Here is a 13,129-nt window from a genome sequence, read left to right on the forward strand (position 1 = left end):
GCGAAAAGCTTTAATGCCCCCAAAGGAAAGCATTAAAATTTTGTCTAGCCGTTTCTCTTTTTAATAATCTCTTCAGATACATTTTTAGGAACTTCTTCATAATGATCGAATTCCATAGAGTAAGTTGCTCTACCTTGAGTTGCTGAACGAAGGTCAGTTGAGTAACCAAACATCTCTGCAAGTGGAACAAATGCGTCAACGATTTTGTTTCCACTTCTATCTCCCATATTTGTAACTTGTCCACGACGACGGTTAAGGTCACCGATAACATCACCCATATAGTTTTCAGGAACTTCAACTTCAACTTTCATAAGTGGCTCTAAGATTGCAGGTTTTGCTTTTCTACAAGCCTCTTTAAAGCCCATTGAAGCAGCAAGTTTAAATGCCATCTCATTTGAGTCCACCTCATGGTATGAACCATCGTAAAGTGTTACTTCAATATCTTCCATTGGATAACCAGCAAGAACACCGGCATTCATAGTTTCAGCGCAACCTTTTTCAACAGCAGGAATATACTCTTTTGGAATAACTCCACCTTTGATTTCATTATGGAATACAAAACCAGCACCAGCTTCACCTGGCTTAACTCTTAAGTAAACATGACCGAACGCACCACGACCACCAGATTGTTTAGCGTATTTGTACTCTTGAGAAACTTCATTTCTAATTGTCTCACGGTATGAAACTTGTGGAGCACCAACTTCTGCTTCTACCTTAAACTCTCTTTTCATACGATCAACAAGGATTTCAAGGTGTAATTCACCCATTCCTGAGATGATTGTTTGTCCAGTCTCTTCATCAGTTTTCACTCTAAAAGATGGATCTTCAGCTGCAAGTTTTCCTAAAGCAAGACCCATTTTTTCTTGATCAGCTTTAGTTTTTGGCTCAACTGCAACAGAGATAACAGGCTCTGGGAAAACCATTCTCTCTAAAACAACAGTATCATCTGGATCACATAAAGTATCACCAGTAGTTGTGTACTTAAGACCAACAACTGCACCAATTTCACCAGCATAAATCTCTTTTACTTCTTCGCGTTTGATTGCATGCATTTTCACTATACGACCAATACGCTCTCTTTTGTCTTTAGTAGAGTTGTGTACAAATGAACCCGCTTCTAGTGAACCACGATAAACACGAATAAAAGTTAATGTTCCAACAAATGGATCGGTCATAATCTTAAATGCCAAAGAAGCAAATTTACCATCATCTGTTGAAGGAACGATAACTTCTACCTCTTCATCATCCATCATAGTACCTCTAATAGGAGCACACTCCATTGGTGATGGAAGATAAGCAACAACAGCATCTAAAAGAGTTTGAACACCCTTGTTTTTAAATGCTGTACCAGCAGTCATTGGAACGATATGCATACCAATAGTTGCTGCTTTGATACCTGCAATAATTTCATCTTCATTTAAAGCTACACCATCTAGGTATTTTTCTGCAAGCTCTTCGTTACCATCTACTTCAGAGATAGATTCAATCATTTTTTCGCGATACTCTTTAGATTTTTCTACCATATCAGCAGGAATCTCTTCCACATGATAGTTAGAACCCATCTCAGCATCTTTATCCCAAATAATTGCTTTCATTTTTACTAAATCTACGATTCCAGCAAAACTATCTTCTTGTCCGATTGGCAACTGAATAGGAACCGGATTACCTTTTAAACGATCACGGATTTGAGTCTCAACTTGATAAAAATCAGCACCCGTTCTATCCATTTTATTTACAAAAACGATAGATGGTACACCATAACGATTTCTTTGTCTCCATACTGTCTCTGATTGTGGTTGAACACCGCCAACAGCACAAAATACAGAAACTGCACCATCAAGAACACGCATAGATCTCTCAACTTCAATAGTGAAGTCAACGTGACCTGGAGTATCGATAATATTTATCTGTTTTCCAGCCCATTCACAAGTTGTAGCAGCAGAAGTAATAGTAATACCTCTCTCTTGCTCTTGCTCCATCCAGTCCATAGTAGCAGCACCGTCATGAACCTCGCCGATCTTGTGTTCACGACCTGTGTAGAATAAAATTCTTTCAGTTGTTGTTGTTTTTCCTGCATCAATATGAGCAGCAATACCTATGTTTCTTACATCATTTAAAATATGTGATCTTGCCATAATTTATCCGATTACCAACGATAGTGAGCAAATGCTTTATTTGCTTCAGCCATACGGTAAGTATCCTCTTTTTTCTTGAACGCATTACCTTTATCAGATGAAGCATCCATTAATTCATTTGCTAATCTCTCAGCCATAGTTCTCTCATTTCTCTTGCGAGATGAGTCAATTAACCATCTAATCGCTAATGATAGTTGGCGTACAGGGCGCACTTCTACTGGAACTTGATAAGTAGCACCACCAACACGGCGACTTCTAACTTCTATAATAGGCATAACATTTTCAATAGCTCTATTAAATGTATCTATGCCTGTTTTTTCACCGCGAGAACCTATAATGTCTAATGCACTATAAATAATTTTTTCAGCTGTACTTTTTTTACCATCGTACATTACTTTATTAATAAACTTCGTTAAAATCTTGCTTCCATAAACTGGATCTGGCATAACTTCACGAACGGGAGCTTTTCTTCTTCTCATTTGTAATTTTCCTTATCTTCAATTTTTTCAAATTTACTCAAAACTTTTCCGTAAGTTTCTTTAAAAACTCTCAAGATCAAAGTCCTGTGTTAGCTTGAATATTAATATTTAGCTATTATCTAAAATTATTTTTTAATTTTAGGTTTTTTTGTTCCGTATTTAGAACGAGCAACTTTACGATCTTTAACACCAGCTGTATCCAAAGCACCACGAACGATATGATACTTAACACCAGGTAAATCTTTGATACGACCACCACGAACAAGAACGATTGAGTGCTCTTGAAGGTTATGACCCTCACCACCGATATATGAAATAACTTCAAAACCAGAAGTTAATCTAACTTTTGCAACTTTTCTTAAAGCTGAGTTAGGTTTTTTTGGTGTTGTTGTGTAAACACGAGTACAAACACCACGACGCTGTGGGCACGATTCAAGAGCAGGTGATTTAGATTTCTTAACCACTTTTTGACGCTCTTTACGAATCAATTGATTGATTGTTGGCATACAATTCCTTTACTTTTTTTTCCAGTAGAATTTAACCCGCTATTTTTATGGGGTTATAGACGCGTAATAATATAAAAAAAGTGATTAAAGTTAGCTTATTTTAAGTTATATTTAATAATTAAAGTTTTGTATGGGTAATTTTAACTGTTATGAGGATTTGAAATAGAAATTAAATCTCTATTTCAAATAATAATTGTTGTTACTCTTCGTTACTAGATAATATAATTTCTCTATTTTTGTATATACCTGTTCCAACTGGAATAGTGCGACCAATAATAACATTCTCTTTAAGATCATTTAGATAATCAATTTTTGCACTAACCGCAGCTTCAGTTAATACTTTTGTTGTATCTTGGAATGATGCAGCAGAGATAATACTATCAGCAGAAACTGCTGCACGAGTAATACCTACCAAATAAGGCTCTGCGATTGCAGGACGACCGCCAAGACGAGTGATTTTATTGTTCTCTTGTTCAAATTTAGCTTTAGAAACTAAATCCCCTTCAATAAACTTAGTATCACCTGATTTAACGATTTTAATCTGTCTTAACATTTGTGTAAAGATAACCTCAATATGCTTATCTGCAATATTTACCCCTTGAGAGCGATAAACTTGTTGAACTTCACTTACTAAATAGTTATAAAGTGTTTTAACACCCATAATTCTTAACAACTCATGCGAAGATATAATACCAGTTGTTAATCTCTCGCCAGCATGTACAAAATCACCATTATTTACAACTGCAGAGTGTGATTTATCAACAAAATATTCTTTAACGATACCATTGTCAGAACTTACGATGATTCTTGTTTTCCCTCTTAAAGCTTTACCAAATGTAACAACGCCATCTATTTCAGAAATAAGCGCTGTTGCTTTTGGGCGACGACCCTCAAAAAGCTCACTTACGCGAGGAAGACCTCCGGTAATATCGCTTGATTTTTGAAGTGCTTTTGGTGTTTTAGCAATGATATCTGCAATTTTTACAGTTGCACCATCTTGAACATAAATAGATGATTTTGCTGCAATTTGATATCTTATAGGCTCACCGCTATCGCCAACCAAAACAATTGTTGGTTTATAGTCACTTGATATATGATCATTAATCATTAAACGAGTTTTACCAGTCAATTCATCATACTGCTCTATTGCAGTTGTTCCAATAATAATATCCTCATACTTTACGATACCACTAGTTTCTGAAATAACTGGATTTGAGTATGGATCCCACTCGGCTATTATAGTTGACTCATCAATTTTAGGCTTAGCAATAACTGTTTTAGCATCTACACTAATATCATCATCTGCAACAATTACTGAGCCTCTAGCTATATAGTGTCTTACTGCTTCACGATTATTTGAATCAACAACAGTTGCAAAAAGACCTTTTTCTACAACTTCATAGCCAGCTTTTAGTCCTTCAAATCTCTCTAAGTAATCACCTTTTAAAAGGAAATACTTAACAACACCCTCTTCTTTAGCAAATATTTTTTGCGTAACAGGAGCACCATCTTTTACTAAAAGCTCAGACGCATAAGGGATACGACTTGGTACATTCCAACCATCTTTAATGGTTTCAACAATTGACTCAGCTTCATTTACTAAAGAGCCATTTTCGTATGGGAAGTAGTATTTACCCTCAATTTGTCCACCAACACCTGCTAATTCATTTGGTTTTGCTATCTCATTTTTACGAAGAGAATATCTTATTGTCTCTTTATCGGAAACAATACTGATAATAACTTCATCATGAACTGTATTTACTTCAAATCTACCACTAAATGGAGCTTTAATTTTTGGCTCAACCAAAAGCACTGCTGCATTTCTACGATTTGCAACAATATTTTTATTCTCTTTAGAAGCATATGTTTTAAGGTTATAGTAACGGATAAAGCCCTCTTTTTCTGCTACAACCTGTCTCTCTTGTGCGGTTGAACTAGCAGTTCCACCGACATGGAAAGTTCTAAGAGTAAGCTGAGTTCCTGGCTCACCGATTGATTGCGCAGCAATAATGCCAACCGCTTCACCTTTACGAACAATATGACCAGTCGCAAGGTTTACACCATAACACAGTGCACAAATACCTTCTTCACTTTTACATGTAGTAGGAGTTCTGATATATGCTGTTTTTATTCCGGCTTCTGCTATTACTTTAGCACTTACTTCATCAAGAAGAGTTCCTTCGGTAAATAGAATCTCGTTACTGATTGGATCAATAACATCATCAGCTAAAACTCTACCATTTAATCTATCTTCTAAAGACTCAATAAGAGTATTTTGGTCAGAAATATCTGAAATTTCGATGCCCTCATGAGTATGACAATCATGCTCTACGATTTTAACATTTTGCGCAACATCAACAAGCTTACGAGTTAAATATCCAGCATTTGCTGTTTTAAGTGCTGTATCGGCAAGACCTTTTCTAGCTCCGTGAGTAGAAATAAAGTACTCAATAACATTTAGCCCCTCTTTAAAGTTAGAGATAATTGGTGTTTCGATAATCTCACCACTTGGCTTAGCCATAAGTCCCCTCATACCAGCTAACTGACGGATTTGAGCAGCCGAACCCCTAGCACCTGAGTCTGCCATCATATGGATTGAGTTAAATCCGCTCTTGTCTGTTTGAACAAGATCCATCATCTGAGTAGCTAGAGTGTTGTTTGTATCTGTCCAAACATCAATAATCTTATTGTATCTCTCTTGCTCTGTTAAAAGTCCTGCTTCAAACTGCTTTTGAATCTCAATTACTCTATTTTTAGAGTCAGCAATTTTGGCTTTTTTTGTCTCAGGAACGATAACATCTGCAATAGAGATAGAGATACCTGATTCCGTAGCATGTTTAAATCCTAGATTTTTAAGTCTATCTAAGAATCCAGCAGTAATGCCGATACCACCATGTTTTTGAACATAATCAACCATCTCATTAATAGCTTTTTTCTTCATAGTTTTATTCCAAAGTTCTGCTGGAACAAAATCAGGAAGGATTGCTTTAAGTAGCATACGGCCCGCTGTTGTATGAATGATTCTACCATCATCACGAGTTCTTACTTTTGCGTGAATATCAAGTGCATCATGCTCAATCGCAATTCTTACTTCATCAACATTCGCAAAAAGTTTGTTCGAACCTTTAACTCCATTTTTTTCCAATGAAAGATAGTAAAGTCCTAAAACCATATCTTGTGATGGTGTCGCAATCGCTTTTCCAGATGCAGGAAGCAAGATATTCATAGATGCAAGCATAAGTACTTTAGCTTCTGCAATTGCAGCAGAACTTAAAGGTACATGCACTGCCATCTGATCCCCATCAAAGTCGGCATTAAATGCAGCACAAACTAATGGATGAAGCTGAATCGCTTTTCCATCAATTAGCTTTGGATGAAACGCTTGGATAGATAGCTTGTGAAGTGTTGGTGCACGATTAAGAAGCACTGGATACCCATCAACAATTTCAGCTAAACATTCCCAAACTTCATTAGTTTTTGCTTCAATCATATTTTTTGCAGCTTTAACTGTTGTTGCATAACCTTTATCTTCAAGCTTTGCAATCAAGTGTGGTTTAAATAACTCTAGCGCCATTTTTTTAGGTAATCCGCACTCATCCATCGCTAAAGATGGTCCAACAACAATTACAGAACGCCCAGAGAAGTCAACGCGTTTTCCAAGTAGATTTTGACGGAAACGACCCTGCTTACCTTTAATAATTTCGCTTAAAGATTTTAGTGGTCGCTTGTTTGCACCTTTAACTGCATTTGCACGACGACCGTTGTCAAACAATGCATCTACTGACTCTTGAAGCATTCTTTTTTCATTTCTTACGATGATTTCAGGTGCTTCTAGCTCAACCAAACGCTTAAGTCTTTGGTTACGGTTAATTACACGACGATATAGGTCATTTACATCAGAAACTGCAAACTTTCCACCATCTAAAGAAACAAGCGGTCTTAAATCTGGTGGTAAAACTGGAAGAATTGTTAACATCATCCATGCAGGATTATTTCCTGAATTTAAGAATGACTCAATAACTTTAAGTCTTTTTGCAATAATTTTTCTTCTTGCATCACTCTTTGTAAGTTCAATATCCTCTTTAAGCTGAGTAAATGACTCAACTAAATCAATTGAATCAAGTAGATCACGAATAACCTCTCCACCCATACGAGCTTTGAAGCCAAGTTCACCAAATCTTTGGATTAAAACTCGATACTGCTCCTCATTTAAAACATCATATTTTAAAACTGGGGTTTTTGCTTCAGCATCATAATATGCCTCTCCACCACTCTCAACAATATATGCTTCATAGTAAAGCACGCGCTCTAAATCTTTCATCTTGATACCAAGAAGAGTGCCTATTCTTGAAGGAAGAGAACTAACATACCAGATATGAGCAACTGGAGTTACAAGCTCTATATGCCCCATGCGGATACGGCGAACTTTTGTACTTGTTACTTCAACACCACACTTCTCGCAGACAACGCCTTTGTAGCGCATTTTTTTGTATTTTCCACAAAGACACTCATAGTCGCGCACAGGACCAAAAATCTTTGCACAAAAAAGACCATCTCGCTCAGGCTTAAGTGTACGATAGTTGATTGTTTCGGGCTTCTTAACCTCACCATGACTCCATGAGAGAACTTTCTCAGGAGATGCAAGACGAAATTGCAGCTGTTTTATATCTTTTGGTCTGTTATCTTCAGTAACTTCAATGCCTACTAGTTTACTCATTGTCTTCTACCTCGTCAAATATTTCTACATCAAGAGCTAACGCTTGAAGCTCTTTTGTTAATACAAATAGTGTCTCTGGGATACCAGATGCTGGTATCAATTCACCTTTAGTAATTGCTTTATATGCTCTAACGCGTCCTTCGACATCATCAGACTTGATAGTTAACATCTCTTTTAAAACAGCAGATGCACCATAAGCCTCTAGTGCCCAAACTTCCATCTCTCCAAATCTCTGTCCACCAAATAGTGCTTTACCACCAACTGGCTGTTGTGTAACTAAAGAGTATGGTCCAGTTGAACGAGCATGAATTTTCTCATCAACCAAGTGATGAAGTTTTAGGATATACATATAACCAACATTCACACGCTCTTTTATCTTTTCGCCTGTCTTACCGTTGTAAACAACAGTTTTGCCGTCACTATCCATTTTTGCAAGTTCAAAAAGTTTATCAAACTCCGTACTGTTTACACCCTCAAAAATTGGAGTTGCAAACTTAACGCCATTTGACCAATCACGAGCATAGCCCAAGAAGATATCATCACTCATTGCGCCAATTACTTTTTTTGCATTCATTAAGCCTGCGACATCGGCAATTGTTATCATTTTTTCTCTTAGATTTTTAATAAAATCTTTTTGTTTTGTATCAAACTGCTCTAGTATCTGGTTGCCAAGCTCACGACCTGCCATACCTAAGTGCATCTCTAAAATCTGACCAATATTCATACGGGATGGAACACCTAGAGGATTCAGACATATGTCAACACTTCTTCCATCTTCCATATATGGCATATCAACTTCAGGAACAATTATAGAAACGATACCCTTGTTTCCGTGTCTTCCTGCCATTTTATCACCGACTTTTAATTGGCGTTTTGTTGCAATATAGATTTTTACATATTTAACAACACCGTTTGGAAGGATGTCATCTTTTTCTAAAATTGTAAGTTTCTCTTCATGTTCATCACGGAAAAGTCTTTTCTCTTTTTGGAAATAATTTTTAGTTTTGTTGTACTCATTTTGTATCTCTTCACTAAATGATTTAATAATCGCATTCATAGCAAAACGATTCACTTCAAGCAAATCTTTTCCATTGATTAAATCACCAGCTTTGTAGCTAGTCTCACCAATTTTAATATCAGCTATTAAAGGATCTCTTGTTAAAAGTTTAGTAACTCTCAACATCTCCTCTTTGTCAATCATTAAAAGTCTGTCGTAGTGCTCTCTCTCAAGATAATCTCTCTCCTCTTTTTCAAGCTCTAACGCACTATGATCTTTGTCGTAGCCTTTTTTAGTAAAGATTTTTATATCTACAACGACACCCTCCATGCTTGGTGGGCAATAGAGTGATTTGTTTACAACATGTCCAGCTTTTTCACCAAAAATAGCGCGAAGAAGTCTCTCTTCTGGAGTTGGCTTTACTTCGCCTTTTGGAGAAACCTTACCAACTAAAATCATTCCACCTTTAACATTGGTACCGATTTTAACAATACCGCCATCATCAAGGTGAGCCAACTCATCATCCCTAACATTAGGAATGTCACGGGTAATCTCTTCAACACCATGCTTTAACTCTCTAGCCTCTATCTCTTTCTCGTATATATGAACAGATGTAAATGCATCTTTACGAATCATTCTCTCGGAAATAACGATAGCATCCTCGAAGTTGTAACCATACCACGGCATAAACGCAACCATTGCATTAACTCCAAGAGCAAGTTCGCCCTGATCCATATTTGGACCATCGGCGATAACCTGACCTTTAATAACTTGTTGTCCAATATTAACAATCGGTTTTTGAACAAAAGATGTGTTTTGATTTGTACGAAGATTTTTTTGTAATGGATAGTAATCTATATAAATCTCTCCATCTTCTTCGCCCATAACATATATATGTTTTGCATCAACTTTTTCTACAATTCCAGCTCTCTTAGCTTTAACACACTCCCAAGAATCTCTTGCAACAAGTTTTTCAACACCTGTTCCAACTATTGGAGCATAAGACTTTATAAGCGGTACTGCTTGTCGTTGCATGTTTGAGCCCATAAGTGCACGGTTAGCATCATCATGCTCTAAAAATGGAATAAGCGAAGCAGCAACACCAACAACCATATGTGAAGATAAATCAGCATATTCACATTCGCTTGATGAACGAAGAAGTATTTCGCCATCCATCCTTGTAATTACCAAATTATCTACAAACTGACCACTCTCATCAAGGGCATTAGATGCAGCAGCAATTTTTTTGCCCTCTTCCTGAGTTGCAGTAAGATAAACAATCTCGTTAAGAATTTTTCCATCTTTCATTACTTTATATGGGGCTTCAATAAATCCATGCTCATTAACTTTTGAGTAGGTAGCTAAAGTGTTGATAAGACCAATATTTTGACCCTCTGGAGTCTCAACTGGACATATTCTACCATAGTGAGTAGGATGAACGTCACGAACTTCAAATCCAGCTCTCTCTTTTACTAAACCACCCTCTCCAAGGGCCGATAAACGACGCTTGTGAGTAACTTCCGATAGTGGATTTGTCTGATCCATAAATTGTGAAAGTTGTCCACCTGAAAAGAACTCCATAATTGTTGAAGTTATCATCTTAGAGTTAATCAAATCATGAGGCATAAGCTCACTCATTGGTCCACTCATAGTTGATAGTTTATCACGGATTGCTTTTTGCATTTTTACAAGACCATTATGCAGCTCATTTCCTAAAAGCTCACCAATTGAGCGAATACGACGATTGCCTAAGTGATCTCTATCGTCGATATGACCTTGACCATTTTTAACTTTAATAACATATTTTACAGATTCAATAATATCTTCTTTAGTCAAAACAGTTACATATTCAGGAATATCAAGACCCAATTTATGATTCATTTTCATACGACCAACTCTCGTTAAGTCATATCTCTCAGGGTCAAAAAATAGTTGATTTACGAAAATTTTTGCAGCCTCTTTTGTTACTGGCTCACCTGGTCTCATTACTTTATAGATACGAATTGCAGATAAATCATTCTCATCTTCAATATCTTCAATTTGTTTAAGAAGTTTAAGCGAATCAGCGTCAGCAATAAATGCATTAATGATAGAACTATCAACACCCTCAGCTAAATCGTTTGCAATTTTAAAATTTGTAATACCAATTTCAGACAGTTTTTTTAGTTTTGTCTCATCAATACGACTCATTGCATCAAAAAGAATTTCGCCTGTTTGAGGATCAACAATAGCTTGTGCAAGATAGCGATCAAGTAAAATCTCTAATGGATATTCAACTTCAGTTAGTCCATCTTCAAGGAACTTTTGCGCTTTTTTTAGTGAAAGTCTTTTTCCTGCCGCTAGCAACACCGTTCCATCAATGCTAGAAAGGTCATAGTTTAGTCTTGAAGCATAATTAGCTGGGACAAATTTCATAGAGTATTTATTGTCTTTGATATTTATTGTCTCAATTGGATAGAATAGTTTTAAAACATCTTGTTTAGAGTAACCAAGTGCACGAAACATAATAGTTACTGGAACTTTACGACGCTTATTGATTCTCATATATAAAATATCTTTAGGATCATATTCAAAGTATAACCATGAACCACGATCTGGAATAATTTGACCAGTAAAGATTAACTTATTTCCAGAAGTAGTTGACTCTTCTTCTTTGAAGATAACACCTGGTGAGCGGTGAAGCTGGTTAACAACAACTCTCTCAACACCATTAATAATAAAAGAAGTTCTCTCTGTCATTAGTGGGATATCACGAACAAAAATACTTTGTTCTTTTATATCTTTTACACCTAACTTCTCTTTTGTATTCTCATCTCTATCCCAAAGTATAAGGCGAGTTTTCATTCTTAGAGATACAGCATAGGTTAAACCACGCTCCATACACTCTCTTACAGTATATTTTGGTCTGCCTACTTCGCTACCGATATACTCAATTGTGAGTCTATTTTGTGTGTCATGAATTGGGAAAACAGATTGAAATACTTTTTCAATACCACTATTTGTTCTATCTTTATCGTCCAACATTAAAAAACCATTATATGAACTTTGTTGGAGTTGTAGTAGATTTGGCACTTCAATTTGTTGGGGAGTTTTAGAGAAGTCAACACGAAGACGATTTCCGGAATATAAAGTATTTAACATAGGCTACCTCGGTGAGTTGTATTGGTACTTAATTATAAAAATTAAGTTTATCGTATCTTGGCGTCCCAAAGATATGATTTTTGCTCTTTAAAGAGCTCTATTAGTAGTGCGTATAACGACATAAGGGCACTTTTACCAAGGGATTAAATCTCTTCGTAAAAGCACCCAAAATTGTACTTCAGGAGATAATTCTCCTGAAGTACAGAAAGTAAAAATTATTTAACTGTTACTTTTGCGCCAGCTTCTTCAAGCTCTTTTTTAGCATTCATTGCAGTCTCTTTATCAACACCCTCTTTGATTGTTGAAGGTAAGTTTTCTGATGCATCTTTAGCTTCTTTTAATCCTAAGCCAGTTAAAGCACGAATTGCTTTAATAACATTAATTTTCTTATCACCAGAGTCAGTAATAATAACTGTAAATTCAGTTTGTTCTTCTTCAGCAGCAGCAGCAACAGCACCACCAGCAACAGCAACAGGCTGAGCTGAAACTCCGAATTTTTCTTCAAATTCTTTTACAAGAACAGACAGTTCAAGAACAGAAAGTCCTGAAATAAACTCTAATACATCTTCTTTAGTTATAGCCATAATATTTCTCCATTACGAAATTTTATAATGATTGTCATCATCTTTATTGTTAAAAGCTATTAAGCTTCTTTTTTTTGTCTTAGTGCATCCAAACCGATAGTAAAGTTTGCAACTGGCGCCATCCAAGTAGCAGCAAGCATACCAAGAAGCTCATTACGACCAGGAAGTTTAGCAAATGCTTCAACTTTAGCAGCATCAGAAGGTTCACGGTCAATATACGCGCTTTTGATTACAAATTTATCATTGCTTTTTGCAAAATCTGCTACTATTTTAGAAGTAGTGATTGAATCAGCACCCCATACTAAAATGTTAGTATCTTTTACTACTATACCGTTTAATTCGGCATTAGCAAGAGCAATAGTTGCCAAAGTATTTTTAACAACTTGAACTTTCGTATCTTTTAAACGAGCAACATTTCTTAAGCTCTCAAGTGAAGAAACAGTCAGCCCTTTGTAATCACATAAGATTACAGATTGCGCCACTTTAAATTCATTTGAAAGTACTTCAATAATTTCAGCTTTTTGTGTTTTTGTCATAGAATATCTCCTTTCCAGACAACACCTCAAATAG

General features: G+C 36.2%; 7 protein-coding genes. All 7 read right to left on the minus strand.

All coding sequences use genetic code 11. The annotated features are described in order from the left end of the window. Window positions 1-44: 44 nt before the first annotated feature. The 7 genes from fusA to rplJ all read right to left on the minus strand — a co-directional run bounded on the left by fusA (window position 45) and on the right by rplJ (window position 13,095). Entirely contained in the window at window positions 45-2,135 is a 2,091-nt protein-coding gene (fusA, locus tag PHV22_RS05745; RefSeq protein WP_295021789.1) for an elongation factor G, read from the minus strand. Between the two features lie 11 nt (window positions 2,136-2,146). Beyond that, window positions 2,147-2,614: a 30S ribosomal protein S7 gene (gene rpsG, locus PHV22_RS05750; RefSeq protein WP_295021788.1), complete on the minus strand. Its 468-nt coding sequence runs from the start codon at window positions 2,612-2,614 to the stop codon at window positions 2,147-2,149. Window positions 2,615-2,739: 125 nt separating this feature from the next. Continuing rightward, a complete protein-coding gene (gene rpsL, locus PHV22_RS05755; RefSeq protein ID WP_295021786.1) occupies window positions 2,740-3,120 on the minus strand; it encodes a 30S ribosomal protein S12 in 381 nt (126 codons plus the stop codon). Window positions 3,121-3,319: 199 nt separating this feature from the next. Then, on the minus strand, window positions 3,320-7,837 hold the full coding sequence (gene rpoC / locus PHV22_RS05760; protein ID WP_299946348.1) for a DNA-directed RNA polymerase subunit beta': 4,518 nt from the start codon (window positions 7,835-7,837) through the stop codon (window positions 3,320-3,322). Continuing rightward, window positions 7,830-11,975 carry a DNA-directed RNA polymerase subunit beta gene (gene rpoB / locus PHV22_RS05765; protein ID WP_295021783.1) on the minus strand — a complete coding sequence of 1,382 codons (4,146 nt, stop codon included), beginning with the start codon at window positions 11,973-11,975 and terminating at the stop codon, window positions 7,830-7,832. Before rpoB ends, rpoC begins: the two co-directional genes overlap by 8 nt. Before the next feature lie 215 nt (window positions 11,976-12,190). After that, complete coding sequence (rplL, locus tag PHV22_RS05770) at window positions 12,191-12,559, minus strand: 50S ribosomal protein L7/L12 (protein WP_295021782.1); 369 nt, start codon at window positions 12,557-12,559, stop codon at window positions 12,191-12,193. 59 nt (window positions 12,560-12,618) lie between these two features. Then, a complete protein-coding gene (gene rplJ, locus PHV22_RS05775) occupies window positions 12,619-13,095 on the minus strand; it encodes a 50S ribosomal protein L10 (RefSeq protein WP_295021780.1) in 477 nt (158 codons plus the stop codon). Window positions 13,096-13,129 lie beyond the last annotated feature (34 nt).

This window comes from Sulfurimonas sp., from assembly GCF_028713515.1.
Taxonomy (GTDB): domain Bacteria; phylum Campylobacterota; class Campylobacteria; order Campylobacterales; family Sulfurimonadaceae; genus Sulfurimonas.